Origin of the sequence: Streptomyces sp. UW30 (assembly GCF_008042075.1) — a bacterium.
GTDB lineage: Bacteria > Actinomycetota > Actinomycetes > Streptomycetales > Streptomycetaceae > Streptomyces.
Map to the genome: position 1 here is coordinate 489,286 of NZ_RDBN01000005.1, position 17,273 is coordinate 506,558.

Genomic DNA, 17,273 nt, shown 5'->3' on the forward strand with positions numbered 1-17,273 from the left:
CCTTCTAGGACTTCAGGTTCTGGGGCTTCAGGTGGAGTGGCCTTCGGGCAGGGCTTCTGCGGGCGTGTGGGGGCGTATGCCTGCGGCGGCCTCGGCCGAGGGAACCGCCGTCGCGACCGTCTTCGCCGCCCGTCTCCCCGGCTGTGCCTGGCTGGGAACCCCGGCCCAGGCCCTCCTCGACGCAGGGGGCCCGGCAGCCATCCCCACGATCGCCTGCGGGGCGGGCGCCCTGACGCTCCTGCTCCACGCGACCCGCACCCTCACCAGGGCGTCGGCACATGCGAGGGCGGACGACGCATGCTGACGCGACATCAGCCGACGACGCGCGGCACCTGCGTACGGCGGCACAGGGACGTGCCGCGGGGTGTCCTCCCGCAGCGGCGGTCGTCAGGAAACAGAACCTCCAGGCCAACAGCAACCGCCCGACCGAGGACGCGCACCCCCCGGCACGGCCCCGACCCCACCCTGGCCGTCGGCGTCACACGAACCCCCACCGAACCGGCACAGGCCGCCGCAGGCATACGCCCCCACACGCCCGCAGAAGCCCTGCCCGAAGGCCACTCCACCTGAAGCCCCAGAACCTGAAGTCCTAGAAGGAGACCCCCAAATGATCACCTCCGGATCCGACCACGCCTCGGCTCCGGGAGCCGCCCGATGAGAGTCCTGCTGATCGGAGCCAACGGCTACCTGGGCCGCTTCGTAGCCGACCGCCTCCTCGCCGACCCCGCGGTCCAACTCACCGCACTGGGCCGCGGCGACGACGCCGACGTCCGCTTCGACCTCGCGTCCGGCAGCCCCGGCGCCCTCACCCGCTTCCTCGACGCGGTCCACCCCGGCGTCGTCATCAACTGCGCCGGCGCCACGAGAGGCGGTGCCCGCGAACTCACCCGCCACAACACCGTCGCCGTCGCCACCGTCTGCGAGGCCCTGCGCCGCAGCGGCTGCGGCGCCCGCCTCGTGCAGATCGGTTGCGGTGCCGAGTACGGCCCGAGCCAGCCCGGCTCCTCCACGGCCGAGGACGCCGTCCCCCGCCCCGGCGGCCCGTACGGCGTCAGCAAACTCGCCGCCACCGAACTGGTCCTGGGCTCCGGCCTGGACGCCGTCGTCCTGCGCGTCTTCTCGCCCGCGGGCCCCGGCACCCCGGCCGGCTCCCCCCTCGGCCGTCTCGCCGAGGCCATGCGCCGCGCCATGCAGTCGGGCGACGGCGAGCTGAAACTCACCGGCCTCGGCGCCCAACGCGACTTCATCGACGTCCGCGACGTGGCTCGCGCCGTCCATGCCGCCTCCCTCTCCGCAGCGCAGGGCGTCATCAACATCGGCTCCGGCCGCGCCGTCCGCCTGCGCGACGCCGCCGCCGTCCTCGCCCGCGTGGCCGGCTACGGCGGCGCCCTCCACGAACTCGACGGCCCGCCCGGCCCGTTGCGGCCGACCATCGGCCACCCGCGCACCGACCCGGACCATGCGACGCACGCCGTCCACGCCACCGCACACGCGGTGCACTCGACGCACGCGGCCCACGCCGCCCCCGTCGCCTACCCGGACGGCTGCGGCAGCTGGCAGCAGGCCGACGTACGCACCGCACGCGACCGGCTCGGCTGGCGCCCCCGGATCAACCTCGAGGAGTCCCTGGGCGATATCTGGATGGAGCCGATGGACGCGCACAGCACGCCCAGCACGCCGCCCTCGGCGCAGGAGGGGACCATGCCCGGCGGCGGGGGCTCCGGGTACAGGCAGCGGTAGCAGGGGCCGTGCTCGGACCAGAAGACCGAGGCCTGGCCGTCGAAGCGGTAGATGGCCCGTGGACTGGGTCGTCCTCAACGTCGCCGACGGCCCCGGCGCCCGCCCGGACCCCCACTGCCTCGAATCCGCCYGCCGACTCCGCAACGCCGGAGTCCGTGTCCTCGGCAACCTCGACACGGCCTCGCTCGACCGGGTCCACCTCGGCACGGCCCACGGCGCCCGCGTCCTCGGCGAGGTGATCTCCAAGGCGCACCGCTACCTCGACTGGTATCGGGTCGACGGCTTCCTCCTGGACCGCTGTCCGACCGACGGCACGGCATTGCCGGAGGTCCTGCGCACCATCACCACCCTGCGCGCACTGCGTGACAAGGCCCACATCGTCCTGGGCCACGGCACCCACCCGCACCCCGGCTACGCCGAGTGCGCCGACCAGCTCGTCACCTTCAGCGGCTCTTGGAGTGACTACCGCTGGTCGCAGGTGGCGGAGTGGACGGCCGACTATCCGCCCGACCGCTTCTGCCACTTCGTCCACGGAGTGCCCCTCGGTCATCTCGACGAGGCACTGCGCATCGCCCGCTGGCAGGGCGCCGCGACGATCTGGTTCACCGACCACACGGACCGAGGTGGCCGCAGTGACCCCTGGGAGACGATGCCCGGCTACTGGGACGAAATCGTCTCGCGGATCGGAACAGGTGTCTCGGAATGAAAAAGGCCATGGCACTGTTACCAGGAGAACAAACGTAGTGATCGACCGACCAACGGAGTCCCCGTGTCGCTGCCACCCCTGGTCGAGCCGGCCCCCGAGCTCACCGTAGACGAGGTTCGCAGGTACTCCCGCCACCTGATCATCCCCGACGTGGGGATGGACGGGCAGAAGCGGCTGAAGAACGCCAAGGTGCTCTGTGTGGGCGCCGGCGGCCTGGGCTCGCCGGCGCTGATGTACCTGGCCGCTGCGGGCGTGGGCACGCTCGGCATCGTGGAGTTCGACGAGGTCGACGAGTCGAACCTCCAGCGCCAGATCATCCACAGCCAGGCCGACATCGGCCGCTCCAAGGCCGAGTCCGCCCGCGACAGCGTCAAGGGCATCAACCCGTACGTGAACGTGATCCTTCACGAGGAGCGGCTCGAAGCCGACAACGTGATGGACATCTTCAGCCAGTACGACCTGATCGTCGACGGCACGGACAACTTCGCGACCCGCTACCTGGTCAACGACGCCTGCGTGCTGCTGAACAAGCCGTACGTGTGGGGCTCCATCTACCGCTTCGACGGCCAGGCCTCGGTCTTCTGGTCCGAGCACGGCCCCTGCTACCGCTGCCTGTACCCGGAGCCCCCGCCGCCGGGCATGGTCCCCTCCTGCGCCGAGGGCGGCGTGCTGGGCGTGCTGTGCGCGTCCATCGGCTCCATCCAGGTCAACGAGGCCATCAAGCTGCTCGCGGGCATCGGTGAGCCGCTGGTCGGCCGCCTGATGATCTACGACGCCCTGGAGATGCAGTACCGCCAGGTCAAGGTCCGCAAGGACCCGAACTGCGCGGTCTGCGGCGAGAACCCGACCGTCACCGAGCTCATCGACTACGAGGCCTTCTGCGGCGTCGTCTCCGAGGAGGCCCAGGAGGCCGCCGCCGGCTCGACGATCACTCCCAAGCAGCTCAAGGAGTGGATCGACGACGGCGAGAACATCGACATCATCGATGTCCGCGAGATCAACGAGTACGAGATCGTCTCGATCCCCGGCGCCCGCCTGATCCCGAAGAACGAGTTCCTCATGGGTACCGCCCTGGAGAGCCTCCCGCAGGACAAGAAGATCGTCTTGCACTGCAAGACGGGTGTCCGCAGTGCGGAAGTCCTCGCGGTCCTGAAGTCCGCGGGCTTCGCCGACGCCGTCCACGTCGGCGGCGGCGTGATCGGCTGGGTCAACCAGATCGAGCCCGACAAGCCGGTCTACTGATCGACCTTCCCGCTGACCGGCGGGACACACGAGGCCCGCGGCGCTGACCTGTTCAGAGCGGTGGGCCTCTGTGTGTCGCGCAGGAAATTGCGGGGCGGTGGCGCCTAGGAAGCGCAGACCTTGCCGTCCTGCGGCACCTTCCCCTGAAGCAGATACGCGTTCACCGCGGAGTCGACGCAGTCGCTCCCCTTCCCGTACGCGGAGTGGCCCTCGCCCTTCCATGTGAGCGTCACCCCCACGCCCTTGCCGAGTTCGTCCGCCATCTTGCGGGTGCCCTCGTAGGGCGTCGCCGGGTCGCCGGTGTTGCCGACCAGCAGGATCGGTGCCGCACCCGGCGCGCTGACCTCCGGGGTGTCGTACTGCCCGGCCACCGGCCAGTCGTGGCACCAGCCGGCCGTGTCCCAGCCGAGCATGGGCCCGAACACGGGCGAGACCTTCTCGAACCGCGGCAGCAGCTTCTTCGTCTCCTCGACCGTCGGCCGCTGCTTGTCGTCCAAGCACGATATGACCCGTTGCGAGTGGGTCCCCGTGCCGTAGCGCCCCGATGCCTCGCGGTCGTTGTACTGGTCGGCGAGCGCCAGCAGTTCCGAGCCGTCGCCCCGCTCGGCCGCCTCCAGGGCGCTGGTCAGGGTCGGCCAGCTCGCCTCGCTGTACAGCGGCCTGATGATGCCGGTGAGCGCGAGCGGCTCCGTGAGCTTGCGGGCGGAAGAGGCGGGCAGCGGGCTCGCGTCGATCCGCTTCAGCAGGGCCACGATCTTCCGGGTGCCTTCTTCGGCGCCCTGGCCGGTGGACTCCAGGTAGTTGTCCAGCGCGCGCTGGAAGCCCCTGGCCTGGTTCTCGGCGTGCCCGGTGGCGTCTGCGCTCGGGTCGACGACCGCGTCCAGGATCATGCGCCCCACGGTGCCGGGGAACAAGTGGGCGTAGACGCCGCCGAGTTCGGTGCCGTAGGAGATGCCGAAGTAGTGCATCTGCTTGTCGCCGAGGACCTGGCGCATCAGGTCCATGTCGCGGGCGGTGTCGGTGGTCGACACATGCGCCATCAGGGTGCCCTCGGCCTTCTGACAGCCCTTGCCGAAGGCGGCGGCGTCCTGGAAGTAGGCCGTCTCCTCGGCCGCCGTGTCCGGCGTGATGTCCACGGACTCGGAGGCCTGGATCTCTCTGTCGCTGCGGCAGCGCACGCCCTCACTGGCGCCCACCCCGCGCGGGTCGAAGCTCACCAGGTCGTACCGCTCGCCCAGTTCGGAGGTGCTGGTGGCGTACCAGGGCATCGTGGACACCCCCGAGCTGCCGGGGCCGCCGAAGTTGAACAGCAGCGAACCGATCCGGTCGTCGCCGGTCGCCTTGGTCCGGATCAGCGCCAGGTCGATCGTCGCGCCGTCCGGCTTCGCCCAGTCCAGCGGCGTCTTGAGCGTCGCGCACTGCCACTCGTCGCCCGGCGCGGGGGAGTCCCTGGTCGCCTTGCACTGCCCCCAGCCGAGCTTCTGCGAGGTCAGGGAGGACGGCAGCGCGGCCGCCGAGCCGGTGGCGGCCGCCGACGAAGCCGCGTCGCTCGTCCTGTCACCGGCCTGCGGGCCGTCGGACGAACCGCCACTGCACCCGGTCGCCAGCAGCGCGGCAGCGGCCGCCACGGCCGTCCACCGTACGAAACGCGTCATGTCGCTTCCCCCCTCGCAGGCCGTCCGCGCTGTGCCGCGGATGGCGGTCAGGCCATAGTAGGCGGATCACGAAACGGCCGTAGCGGCCTGTGGATAACTCTCTGACCTGCGGATTCATATGCGCCGATGCGGTCTCAGGAGCACACCGTGCCGGCCGCCGGCACCTTCCCGTCCAGCAGATAACCGTTCACGGCGTCCTGCACGCACTTGTTCTTGCTGTCGTAGGCCCCGTGCCCCTGCCCCTTGTACGTCAGCTCGACGCCCACGCCCTTGCCGAGCGCCTGCGCCATCTTCCGCGCGCCCTCGTACGGAGTGGCCGGGTCGCCCGTGTTGCCCACGACGAGGATCGGTGCCGAACCGGGCGCGCTGACGTCGGGATGGTCGGCGGCCCCGGGCTGGGCCCAGTCGGTGCAGCTGAGCATGGACCAGGCGAGGAAGTCGCCGAACAGGTTCGAGGCGGACCGGAACTCGGGCAGCTTCCGCTGCACGTACTCGGGGGTGTACCGCGGCTTGTCGTCGGCGCAGTTGATCGAGATGTTGGCGGCGTGGATGTTGCTGTACTCGCCGTTCTCACTGCGCCCGTTCATCGAGTCGGACAGCAGCATCAGGACCCTGCCGCTGCCGTCGTACGCCTCCTCGAGACCCTGGGTGAGGTAGGGCCAGAAGTCCTTCGAGTACAGCGCCTGCGCGATGCCGTTGGTCGCGGCTGACTGGGTCAGCCGGCGCGGGAAGATCCCTTCGATCGGCTTGCTGTCGAGGTCCTTCAGCAGCTTCGCGATGCGGTCCTTCACGTCCTGGGCGGTGTCGCCGATCGGGCAGTCCTCGACCTTGGAGGTGCAGTCGGCGGCGAAGTTGTCGAGCGCGAGCTGGAATCCCGCGGCCTGCCCGAGGGCCCCCTGCTCGGAGGTCTGCGTCGGGTCCACCACCGCGTCGAAGACGGCACGGCCGACCTTGTCGGGGAACAGATGGGCGTAGACGCCGCCGAGTTCGGTGCCGTAGGAGATGCCGAAGTAGTGCAGTTTGTCGTCGCCGAGGACCTGGCGCATCAGGTCCATGTCGCGGGCCGCGTCGGTGGTGCGCACCCGCGGCAGCATCTCTTCGGACTTCTTCTCGCAGGCCGCGTTGAACTCCTTGGTGTTGTCCACCAGTTCGGTCTGCTCGGCGGTGTCGTCCGGCGTGGAGTCCTGCTGGAAGTAGGCGTCGAGCCGCTGGTCGTCCTCGCACAGCACGGGCTCGCTGCGGCCGACCCCGCGCGGGTCGAAGCTCACCAGGTCGTAGCGGGTGCGCAGCTTCTCGTAGTCGTTGCCGAAGGCGGGCAGTGCGGTGACGCCCGAGCCGCCGGGGCCACCGAAGTTGTAGATCAGCGAGCCGATCCGCCGGTTCTCGGGGCCGCTCGCCTTCACCCGGATCAGCTCGATGTCGATCGTGTCGCCCTTGGGGTCGGCCCAGTCGAGGGGCGCCTTCATCGTGGCGCACTGCCAGGTGCCGTCGTCCGGCAGCGGGGAAGGGCTGCCCTCGCCGCCCTGCGCCTGGGAGGGGGCCGGACAGTCCTTCCAGCTCAGTTCCTGCGCCGTCAGATCCTCGTCGTTCCCGGAGTCGTCGTCGCTGCAACCCGCCAGCAGGAAGGACATCAGCAGGGCGGTGGCGGTCAGGGCAGCGGCGCGCATCCGGGGAGGCTTCGGCATGGTCCCATCCTGGCGTCGTACGTGGTGGGGCGCTCGGGGCACGGGCCGTACGAGGTACCGCCGCGCCTCACCTTCCGTGCCCTGCCAACGTACGGCGACCGGGTCCCCGTACGCCAAGCCCCGGCCGCCCTCTGGTACGCCCCCTCGCGCTACAGCGCGCCCTTCCGGCTCAGCTGGTTGAAGGCAAGCCAGCCCGGCAGCACCGGCAGCCACAGCGTCAGCAGACGGAACAGCAGCACCGCGGGCGCGGCGACCTCGCTGGGCAGGCCCACGGCGATCAGACCGACGGTCAGGGTCGCCTCCACCGCGCCCACACCGCCCGGGGTCGGGGCAGCGGAGCCGAGCGCGTTGCCCGCGAGGAAGACGACCGCGACGCTGGCGATGCTCAGCGAGGTCCCCTCGCTGCCGAACGCCCGGATCGACGCGTCCAGGCACATCACAAAGCAGGCGGTCAGCAGCAGCATGCCGCCGATGCCGGTGACCAGCTTCTGCGGCCGCTGGAGCACGTCGAGCATGCGCGGCACGACACCCGCGAACAGCGACCTCACGCGCGTGACGACGAATTTGCGCAGGAACGGCACCGAGGTCACCACGAGCACCAGCACCGCCACCGTCAGCAGACCCGCGATGACGGTGCGGGACGGCGACAGCGACGGCGTCTTCTCGGTGCCGGTCAGATAGCCGAAGGACAGCAGCATCAGGATGTGACAGCCGAGCCCGAACAGCTGCGACGCGCCCACGCTCGCCACCGCGAGCCCCGGCCGCACTCCCGCGCGCTGAAGGAAACGCGTGTTCAGGGCGACACCACCGACCGCGGGCGGCGCGACGATCTTCACGAACGACCCGGCGACCTGCGCCGACACGGTCCGCCGGAACGGCACCCGCTCGGGCACGAACCCCAGCAGGGCCATGGCCGCCGCGACGTAGCTGGCCGCCGAGAAGAGCACGGCCGCCGCCACCCAGCCCCACTGGGCGTTGGCGATGAGCGGGCCGAACTCGATGTGGGTGAGCTGCGTCAGCAGGAAGTACGCGCCGATGGCGCCGGCGATGAAACTGATCAGCGTGCGCGGCCGCACCCGCTCCAGCCGGGCCGGCTCGACCGGTGCCTGCGGCCTGATGAGCAGCACCTCGTGGCGGATCAGCGTGAGGAGATCCTCCTCGCGCGCCTCGTCCAGGGCGTCGTCGATGGCCCGCTTCTCAGCCCGCGCCTGCGCCCGTACGGTCTTTTTGTCCGGCTTGTCGAGTGTGACCCCGGTGTCGGCCGTGGCCTCCTCGCTGCGGGCGTGCTTGGCCTGCCGGGACGCTTCCAGTACGGCGTCGCGCTCGCGCTGGGCACGCTCGCGGGCCAGTCGGCGCAGCGTCGCGCGCGTGGAGCGGCTCAGCGCGATCGGCTGGAGCATCGGCAGGCAGTCGGCCACGGCGTCGGGGCCGAGCACGCCCACCGCCGAGGACACCGCGCGCTCCGCGCCGACGCGCAGGCCGAGCGTCACCAGCAGCTGGGAGATGTCCATGCGCAGCAGCAGACTGTTGGCCGCGATCTCACCGATGCGCAGATCTGTGATGATCACCTTGCCGGAACGATCCACCAAAATCGCGTCACCCACGAGCCTGCGATGCGCGATCCGCCGCGACTGCAACGCCTTGGCCTGGCGCCAGGTGCCGCGCAACAGGTCGTCGGTGATCTCGTCGTCCGACAGTGAGTCCAGGGTGTGGCCGCCGGTGTGCTCGTAGACCAGCATCACGGCGTCCGGGCCCAGCTCGGAGGTGGCGATCAGCTTGGGCGCGTTGGCGCCGGCCGCGATGGCCGCGTAGGCGAGGAGCGCCTCCTGCTCCAGGGCCTGGCGCAGCGACTGGAGGCTGGAGCGGGTGGCGAAGCCGCGCAGCGTCAGATTGCGCCACGCGCGATAGAAGAAGCCCTGAGCCTGCTGCTCCCGGTCGACCACCGTCACATCCAGCGGCGGGCCGTCCTCGAGGGTGACGAAGTAGCGCCGGCCGCGGTCGCCGCTCTCCTCGGAGACCTCCTCGCGGGCCGCGCTCACCGGGCGGAAGCCGACGTGCCTGAGGCCCGCCATCAGCGTCCGTCCGGTCGGCCGGACGTTGGGCGAGCCGACCGCGTACAGCGTGCCGTAGGCGACGGTCCAGCCGATCAGCAGCGTCAGGATGATCGAGAACGGCGTGGTGTAGCCGGTGACCAGCATGGAGAACGCGTACAGGACCAGGACCGCCCACAGCACCGCACGCCAGCGGGGTCTGCGGGACATGCCCACGGCCGTCATGTACGCGATGACCGGCGCGAGGTAGCCGTGCACGGGGTCGGTGAGGGAGCCGACGTCGCCGGGCGAGGGCTGGGTGAGGGCGTCCCGGATGGAGTCGGGTGCGCCTCGCGCGACCCACAGGTCGGTGGCGAGTGTCACACCGTGCGCGAGGACCGCCGCGAGGACGCCGTCGGCGATGCGCAGCCCGTCCCGCTTGATCAGCCGCTCGATCGCGAAGGCGACCGGCACCAGCAGGATCGCGATGCTGGACACCAGCCCGGCCATCTTGCTGAACAAGTCGGGCGCCTGCCCGGTGCCCTTGTTGATGTCCTGTTCGAGGCCCGAGGTCGTCCCGTGCGCGAACGCGGCGATCGCGAGCAGCAGGGCGATGCCGAGCACGCCCACCAGGAGCCGCATCAGGTCGGACGGACGGTGCACGCGCGCGGGGAGCAGCGGTTCGTCGCCCTCGACCTCGTCCACGGGCACCTCGTCGAGTTCGAGGTCGTGGCCGCCCTTGCCCTCGACGGCCTTGCGGCCGTCGTCGCTCGGGTCGGCGCCCTTGCCGACCTCGTGCTTCGTGCTGTCGTCGCTCTCGCCGGGGTCCTTCTTGCCGGCGTTCACGGTGTCAGGGCGCGACGAAGCGTCAGAGGTGCTTTCCGCGTCCTCCGGGTGCACACCCTGCTGCTTCATCGTCTCTTCTTGGTCTCGTATCACCAGTCACCGCCCGCACGATGGTGGCATGCTCCACCGACACACGGGGGCATCAGGGTGCAAATGCGGGGGCGCACAGTCTGCCCGAAGCGCCGCCCCGGGGCGAGGGATACGCACAGTGGCGAGCGCGTCACATTGTCGGTGCCGTGGGGCAGGATGGGGCGGATGAGCGAGGAGAGCCTTCCGGACGGCGCCCGTCCGCCCGATGACGAAGCCCGTCCGGAGTACGCCGATGTCCCTCGGGAGCACGCCGACGAGCTGCCGGCGTACGCCGAGCGGGTCCTCGATGTCACCGAGCTGATCCCGCCGGGGCGCGTCATGACGTACGGGGACGTCGCCGAATGGCTGGAGGAAGGCGGCCCCCGGCAGGTCGGCCGTGTCATGGCCCTCTACGGGGGAGCCGTTCCGTGGTGGCGCGTGGTCCGCTCGGACGGGGCCCTGCTGCCCGGCCACGAGCTCAGAGCGCTGGAGCACTACCGGGCGGAGGGCACGCCCCTGAAGGAGGCGAGCAGGGCCGCCGAGGGCCACCTGCCACGCCTGGACATGAAGCGGGCGCGGTGGGACGGCGGCGGACGCGCACAGGATCACACCTGACAGCTTCCGCCATCCGACCGCCCGCCGTGTGACCTGTGATCCGTACGGGGGAAAGAGGGCACGTCCGTGGCATGACGTACGTTCGTGAGGCGAGGGACGCACGTGCCACGAGTGCCCCGAGGGATGAATCGGAAGCCCTGCTTCCGCACCGCCCCTCGGCGTAGCGTCGGCTGCATGTGACCCCCTCATCCCGCGGCCACCGCCCTCCACGCGCGAGGGGCGAACCACCAGCACACCCACCAGGACCGGCGAACCACGTGAGCTCCTCTTTCTCCACCAGGCGCCTGTCGCACCCACAGGTGCGACAGGGGGCCCGTGGCGCTTACCGGCTGGTGCGTACCCCTGCGGTCCGAACGGTTCCCCCTCGTCTGGACGCCGCACAGCGTGCCGTGGTTGACCACGACACCGGCCCACTGCTCGTCCTCGCAGGTCCTGGCACCGGCAAGACCACCACGCTCGTCGAGTCGGTGGGGGCGCGCATCGCCCGCGGCGGGGACCCCGAGCGCATCCTGGTGTTGACGTTCAGCCGCAAGGCCGCGGTGGAACTGCGCGACCGCATGGCGCTGCGCATCGGGGCGGCCCGCGCGCCCCGGGCGACGACGTTCCACTCGTTCTGCTACGCCCTGGTCCGCGCCCACCAGGACAGCGACCTGTTCGCGGAGCCGCTGCGGCTGCTGTCCGGCCCCGAGCAGGACGTGACCGTGCGTGAGCTGCTCGCGGGCCAGCCCGACCTGGAGCGGCTCGGACTCGCCCATGTGCGCTGGCCGGACGAACTGCGCGCCTGCCTGACCACGCGCGGCTTCGCCGACGAGGTCCGCGCGGTCCTCGCCCGCAGCCGCGAGCTGGGCCTCGCCCCCGACGCCCTGGACGCCTTCGCCCGCCGCATCGGCCGCCCCGACTGGCGCGCCGCGGCCGCCTTCCTCGCCGAGTACCTCGACGTGCTCGACATGCAGGGCGTGCTCGACTACGCCGAACTGGTCCACCGCGCGGTACTCCTCGCCCGCCGCCCCGAGTCCGCTGCGCGACTCGCCGCGCAGTACGACGCCGTGTACGTCGACGAGTACCAGGACACCGATCCGGCGCAGGTACGGCTGCTGCGCGCCCTCGCCGGCGACGGCCGCGCCCTGGTCGCCTTCGGTGACCCCGACCAGTCGATCTACGCGTTCCGGGGCGCCGACGTGAACGGCATCCTGGAGTTCCCGCACGCCTTCCCGCGCGCGGACGGCCGCCCCGCGCCCGTCGAGGTCCTGCGCACCTCCCGCCGCTCCGGGACCGGCCTGCTGGCCGCGACCCGGTTGCTGACCCAGCGCATGCCGCTCACCCGGCTCCCGGCGGAGAAGGTGCGCGCCCACCGCGAGCTCGCCCCGGTCCGCGAGGGCGGCCGCGTCGAGGTCTTCACCTACCCGACGCCCGGCACCGAGCTGGACAACATCGCCGACATCCTGCGCCGCGCCCACCTGGAGGACGGCGTGCCCTGGGGCGAGATGGCCGTCCTGGTGCGCGCGGGGGCGCGCACGATCCCGACGGTGCGCCGTGCGCTCACGGCCGCCGGGGTGCCCCTGGACATCGACGGTGACGATCTGCCACTGCGCCATGAGCCGGCGGTAGCACCCCTGCTGACGGCGTTGCGGGCGGTGGCGACGGCGGAGGCTGCGGTACGTGCTGGGGAGGAGGCTTCGGCCGAGGAGTCGGGGGAGCCGGTGGAACCGGGTGGGCCGGACTCGGATGAGCCGGAGGACTCGGATGGGCCGGACTCGGACGAGTCGGATTCGGACGAACCGGACTCGGATGAGTCGGACGAGCCGGAACCGCAGGACGAGCCCGAGCCGGCATGGCTCGACACCGAGACCGCCCTCACCCTGCTCGCCTCCCCCCTCGCCGGCATGGACGCCGCCGACCTTCGCCGGCTCGGCCGCGCCCTGCGCGAGGAGGAGCGGGCCGCGGGCAACGCCCTGCCGCCGCCCTCCGACGACCTGCTCGCGCGGGCCCTGGCCGAGCCGGAGCGGCTCGCGGTGCACGACCCCACGTACGCGCGTGGCGCCCAGCGGCTCGGCGCACTGCTCCGCAAGGCCCGTGAGCGCCTCGCGGGCGGCGGTACGGCCGAGGAGGCGCTGTGGGACCTGTGGGAGGGCACACCGTGGCCCACCCGCCTGGAGCGCACCGCCCGCCGCGGCGGCGCCGCCGGACGCAACGCCGACCGCGACCTGGACGCCGTATGCGCACTGTTCGCGACGGCCGCCCGCGCGGAGGAGCGCACCGGTGGCCGGGGCACCCTGAACTTCCTGGAGGAGATCCAGGCCGAGGACATCGCCGCCGACACCCTCACGCGGCGTGCCGTACGCCCCGACGCCGTGCGCCTGATGACCGCGCACCGCTCCAAGGGCCTCGAATGGCGCCTGGTCGTCGTCGCGGGCGTCCAGGAGGGCCTGTGGCCGGACCTGCGCCGCCGCGGCTCCCTCCTGGAGGCCGACCGCATCGGCCGCGACGGACTCGCCGAGCCGCTCACCCCGGGGGCGCTGCTGGCAGAGGAGCGCCGCCTGTTCTACGTCGCCACCACACGCGCGCGTGAGCGCCTGGTCGTCACGGCGGTGAAGGCACCGGCCGACGACGGCGACCAGCCCTCCCGCTTCCTGACCGAGCTCGGTGTGGAGCCGAGGGACGTGACGGGCCGCCCGCGCCGCCCGCTGGCCGTCGCCGCGCTCGTCGCCGAACTGAGGGCGACGACGGTCGACCCGCGCGCGTCGGACACCCTCAGGGAGGCCGCGGCCCGCCGACTGGCCCGGCTGGCGGCACTCGCCGACGAGGACGGCCGCCCGCTGGTCCCCGCAGCGCACCCCTACCGCTGGTGGGGCATGTTCGAGCCGACCGAGTCCAAGGTGCCGCTGCGGGGCCGCGACCAGCCCGTCGTCCTCTCGGGAAGCGCCCTCGACCAGCTCGCCAACACCTGCGCCCTCCAATGGTTCCTGGGCCGCGAGGTGAAGGCCGACGCCCCCGCCACCGTCGCCCAGGGCTTCGGCAACGTGGTGCACGTCCTCGCCGACGAGGTCGCCTCCGGACACACCCCGGCCGACCTCGACGTCCTCATGGAGCGCCTCGACTCCGTGTGGAACGCGCTGGCCTTCGACGCGCCGTGGAAGTCGGCCCAGGAGAAGGGCAACGCGCGCGTGGCGCTCGAACGCTTCCTGAAGTGGCACGTGATGGACCGCACCGGGCGCACACCGGTGGCGAGCGAGCACGACTTCGACGTGACCCTGGCGGCCGGAGACTTCGAGGTGCGCATCCGCGGCCAGATGGACCGCGTCGAGACCGACGGCGAAGGACGCGCATACGTGGTCGACTTCAAGACCGGCAAGCAGGCGCCCAGCGCGGCCGAGGTGGCCCGCCACCCACAGCTCGCCGTCTATCAGCTCGCCGTCCGCGAGGGCGCCGTCGACGAGGCCTTCGACGGCGTGCACCCCGAGCCGGGCGGCGCCGAACTCGTCCAACTGCGCCAGGGCGCCGCCAAGCGGGACGGCGGCGAGACGCTGCCCAAGGTGCAGGGGCAGGAGCCGCTGGACGGCCCGGAGGGGCAGTGGGTCGGCGACCTGCTGGCCACGGCCGCGGGCAAGGTCCTCGACGAGCGGTTCACACCCAGCGCGGGACAACACTGCACGCACTGCGCGTTCCGGGCATCGTGCAGCGCGCGGCCCGAAGGACGGCACGTGGTCGAGTGACGCACCGTCAGTATCCGGAGTGACCGATCGCACCACCCGTGCTGACCTGCGCTTCCTACGGCCCGAAGGCCGGTCCGGCATCGAGTGTCAGTGCCCGCCGCTAGCCTCTCTGAGATGTCCGCCCGTATCACCGATCCCGAGCAGCTCAAGGAGCTCCTCGGCATCCCGTTCACTCCGGAGCAGACGGCGTGCATCACCGCGCCGCCCGCCCCGCAGGTGATCGTGGCCGGAGCCGGATCGGGCAAGACGACGGTGATGGCGGCCCGTGTGGTGTGGCTGGTCGGCACCGGCCAGGTCGCCCCCGAGCAGGTCCTCGGCCTGACCTTCACCAACAAGGCCGCCGGTGAACTCGCCGAGCGCGTCCGCAAGGCGCTCGTCAGAGCCGGCGTCACCGACCCCGACGTCATCGACCCGGACAACCCGCCCGGCGAGCCGGTGATCTCCACGTACCACGCCTTCGCGGGCCGCCTGCTGACCGACCACGGCCTGCGCATCGGCCTCGAACCGACCTCCCGGCTGCTCGCCGACGCCACCCGCTTCCAGCTCGCCGCACGCGTGCTGCGCGAGGCCCCGGGCCCCTACCCGGCCCTCACCCGCTCCTTCGCCGACCTCGTCAGCGACCTCCTCAACCTCGACGCCGAACTCGCCGAGCACCTCGTACGGCCCGAGGCCCTGCGCGCGCACGACGCCGCACTGCTGCTCACCCTTCAGGGCGCCAAGCTCACCAACACCGACCTGCGCAAGGTCCCCGAAGCGGCGGCGGCCCGACGCGAACTCGCCGATCTCGTGGTCCGCTACCGCGCCGCCAAACGCGAACGAGACCTGCTCGACTTCGGCGACCAGATCGCCCTGTCGGCACAGCTCGCCAAGATCCCCGAAGTGGGCCGCATCCTGCGCGACGAGTTCCGTGTGGTCCTGCTGGACGAGTACCAGGACACCTCCGTCGCCCAACGCGTCCTCCTGGCAGGCCTGTTCGGCGAAGGCACCGGCCACCCGGTGACCGCCGTCGGCGACCCCTGCCAGGCGATCTACGGTTGGCGCGGCGCCTCCGTCGCCAACCTCGACGACTTCCCCGAGCACTTCGCCCACGCCGGCGGCCGCCCCGCCACCCGCCAGGCGCTCAGCGAGAACCGCCGCAGCGGCGGCCGCCTCCTCGACCTCGCCAACGGCCTCGCGGAGCCCCTGCGCGCCATGCACGCGGGCGTTCAGGCCCTGCGCCCGGCCCCCGGAGCCGAGCGCGACGGCACCGTCCGCTGCGCGCTGCTGCCCACCCACGCCGAGGAGATCGACTGGATCGCCGACTCCGTCGCCCACCTCGTGAACACCGGCAAGGCACCCGCCGAGATCGCCGTCCTGTGCCGTACGGCCACCGACTTCGCCGAGATCCAGGGCGCGCTCGTCGCCCGCGACATCCCGGTCGAGGTGGTCGGCCTGTCCGGGCTGCTGCATCTGCCCGAGATCGCCGACCTGGTCGCCGTCTGCGAAGTCCTCCAGGACCCCGGCGCCAACGCCTCCCTGGTCCGCCTGCTCACCGGCCCCCGCTGGCGCATCGGCCCGCGCGACCTCGCCCTCCTGGGGCGCCGCGCACGGAGGCTGGTGTCCCACGCGCGCGTGGACGGCGACGACGACCCCGACCGCCGGCTCGCCGAAGCCGTCGAGGGAGTCGACCCCGCCGAAGTCATCTCGCTCGCGGACGCCCTCGACACGTTCCTGGAGACGCCCCTGGACGGCGACAGGGACCACGACGGGCTGCCCTTCTCGCCGGACGCGCGCGTGCGGTTCGCCCGCCTCGCCACCGAACTGCGCGACCTGCGCCGCTCCCTGTCCGACCCGCTCATGGACGTCCTGCACCGCGTCCTCGCCGTCACCGGCCTGGAAGTGGAGCTGTCGGCGTCCCCGCACGCGCTGGCCGCCCGACGCCGCGAGACCCTGTCCAACTTCCTCGACATCGCCGCCTCCTTCGCGGCCGGCGACAACGAGGCGACCCTGCTCGCCTTCCTCGGCTTCCTGCGCACCGCCGCCCAGTACGAGAAGGGCCTCGACAACGCCCTCCCGGGCGGCGAGAACACCGTCAAGGTGCTCACCGCGCACAAGTCCAAGGGCCTGGAGTGGGACGTCGTCGTCGTCCCCGGCCTGGTCACCGGCACCTTCCCCAGCACGCAGGGCCGCGAGAAGTGGACCGCCCAGGCCAAGGTGCTCCCGCACGAACTGCGCGGCGACACCGACACCCTCCCCGACGTCGCCTCCTGGGACTCCCGCGGCCTGAAGGCCTTCCAGGAGGCCATGAAGGACCACCAGCACACCGAGGAACTCCGCCTCGGCTACGTCACCTTCACCCGCCCCCGCTCCCTGCTCCTCGGCTCCGGCCACTGGTGGGGCCCCTCCCAGAAGAAACCCCGCGGCCCCTCCGACTTCCTGCACGCCCTGTACGACCACTGCGCCGCCGGGTACGGCGAGATCGAGGCGTGGTCGGACGAGCCGGCCGAGGGCGAGGAGAACCCGGCCCTGCACCGGGACACCGCCGACCAGCTGTGGCCCCTGCCCCTCGACGAGGCCGCCCTGACCCGACGCCGAGCGGCCGCCGAGACGGTCCTCGCCCACCTGGAGAACCTCGCCTCCCACGAGGACGGCCACCCGGCCGCGACACACGACCCGGATGAGCACGACGACCCGGAATGGCCTGCGCCGCCGGAGGACGACGAACCACTCCCCGAGGACTTCTCCGACCAGGACGACCCCTTCGAGGAAGACGACAACTGGGACTCCTGGACCACCGACCGCCCGGACCGCCCGACCATCCCGCAGCCATTCGGCGAGGTCGTCGAGGAAGGCGGCACGGTGCTGCTCGATGTACGTGCGGACGGCGCTGTCCGGGGTCTGGCTCATGGTCACGAGCCTATCGGCCCGCACCGACATCCTGGTTGGGCGGTTCCTCACAGTTCATCTCGGCGACCGGCTCCTCGGTCAGCAGC

The 17,273-nt window shown here is 71.9% G+C and carries 9 protein-coding genes and 2 pseudogenes; 7 read left to right on the forward strand and 4 right to left on the reverse strand.

Annotation, left to right across the window (positions count from 1 at the left end; genetic code table 11):
- Both EAO75_RS03910 and EAO75_RS03915 read left to right on the forward strand, forming a co-directional pair.
- Positions 1-304: pseudogene (locus EAO75_RS03910) on the forward strand (hypothetical protein); the annotation flags it as partial.
- Between the two features lie 350 nt (positions 305-654).
- On the forward strand, positions 655-1,740 hold the full coding sequence (locus EAO75_RS03915) for an NAD-dependent epimerase/dehydratase family protein (RefSeq protein WP_410092196.1): 1,086 nt from the start codon (positions 655-657) through the stop codon (positions 1,738-1,740).
- Here the strand turns inward: EAO75_RS03915 and EAO75_RS48485 are convergent.
- A pseudogene (locus EAO75_RS48485) lies at positions 1,695-1,793 on the reverse strand (hypothetical protein); the annotation flags it as partial. The gene EAO75_RS03915 and the pseudogene EAO75_RS48485 overlap by 46 nt on opposite strands.
- A gap of 5 nt (positions 1,794-1,798) precedes the next feature.
- On the opposite strand from EAO75_RS48485, the gene EAO75_RS03925 reads away from it, so the two are divergent.
- Together EAO75_RS03925 and moeZ are read left to right on the forward strand one after the other, a co-directional pair.
- Positions 1,799-2,446, forward strand: a complete 648-nt coding sequence (locus EAO75_RS03925; protein WP_147993583.1) for a spherulation-specific family 4 protein — start codon at positions 1,799-1,801, stop codon at positions 2,444-2,446.
- Positions 2,447-2,509: 63 nt separating this feature from the next.
- Complete coding sequence (moeZ, locus tag EAO75_RS03930) at positions 2,510-3,688, forward strand: adenylyltransferase/sulfurtransferase MoeZ (protein ID WP_147993584.1); 1,179 nt, start codon at positions 2,510-2,512, stop codon at positions 3,686-3,688.
- A gap of 104 nt (positions 3,689-3,792) precedes the next feature.
- Here moeZ and EAO75_RS03935 read toward each other — a convergent pair whose 3' ends face one another.
- The 3 genes from EAO75_RS03935 to EAO75_RS03945 form a co-directional block, all read right to left on the reverse strand.
- Entirely contained in the window at positions 3,793-5,343 is a 1,551-nt protein-coding gene (locus EAO75_RS03935; RefSeq protein ID WP_147993585.1) for an alpha/beta hydrolase, read from the reverse strand.
- Between the two features lie 134 nt (positions 5,344-5,477).
- On the reverse strand, positions 5,478-7,028 hold the full coding sequence (locus tag EAO75_RS03940; protein WP_147993586.1) for an alpha/beta hydrolase: 1,551 nt from the start codon (positions 7,026-7,028) through the stop codon (positions 5,478-5,480).
- Positions 7,029-7,177: 149 nt separating this feature from the next.
- Positions 7,178-9,973 (reverse strand): YbhN family protein, encoded by a 2,796-nt coding sequence (locus EAO75_RS03945; RefSeq protein ID WP_187284297.1) that lies wholly within the window; start codon positions 9,971-9,973, stop codon positions 7,178-7,180.
- Between the two features lie 186 nt (positions 9,974-10,159).
- Between EAO75_RS03945 and EAO75_RS03950 the strand changes: the two genes are divergently transcribed.
- The 3 genes from EAO75_RS03950 to EAO75_RS03960 all read left to right on the forward strand — a co-directional run.
- Positions 10,160-10,588 (forward strand): MGMT family protein, encoded by a 429-nt coding sequence (locus tag EAO75_RS03950; protein ID WP_261989140.1) that lies wholly within the window; start codon positions 10,160-10,162, stop codon positions 10,586-10,588.
- A 257-nt stretch (positions 10,589-10,845) separates the two neighbouring features.
- Positions 10,846-14,301: an ATP-dependent helicase gene (locus tag EAO75_RS03955; protein ID WP_147993589.1), complete on the forward strand. Its 3,456-nt coding sequence runs from the start codon at positions 10,846-10,848 to the stop codon at positions 14,299-14,301.
- A 114-nt stretch (positions 14,302-14,415) separates the two neighbouring features.
- A partial coding sequence (locus EAO75_RS03960; protein WP_261989141.1) for an ATP-dependent helicase occupies positions 14,416-17,273 on the forward strand: 2,858 nt, incomplete at its 3' end.

What these genes read in the sequence shown, in the direction of transcription:
- EAO75_RS03915 (WP_410092196.1), top strand. Translation starts at nt 655, where the DNA reads ATGAGAGTCCTGCTGATCGGAGCCAACGGCTACCTGGGCCGCTTCGTA.
- EAO75_RS03945 (WP_187284297.1), bottom strand. Translation starts at nt 9,973, where the DNA reads ATGAAGCAGCAGGGTGTGCACCCGGAGGACGCGGAAAGCACCTCTGAC.
- EAO75_RS03950 (WP_261989140.1), top strand. Translation starts at nt 10,160, where the DNA reads ATGAGCGAGGAGAGCCTTCCGGACGGCGCCCGTCCGCCCGATGACGAA.
- EAO75_RS03935 (WP_147993585.1), bottom strand. Translation starts at nt 5,343, where the DNA reads ATGACGCGTTTCGTACGGTGGACGGCCGTGGCGGCCGCTGCCGCGCTG.
- EAO75_RS03940 (WP_147993586.1), bottom strand. Translation starts at nt 7,028, where the DNA reads ATGCCGAAGCCTCCCCGGATGCGCGCCGCTGCCCTGACCGCCACCGCC.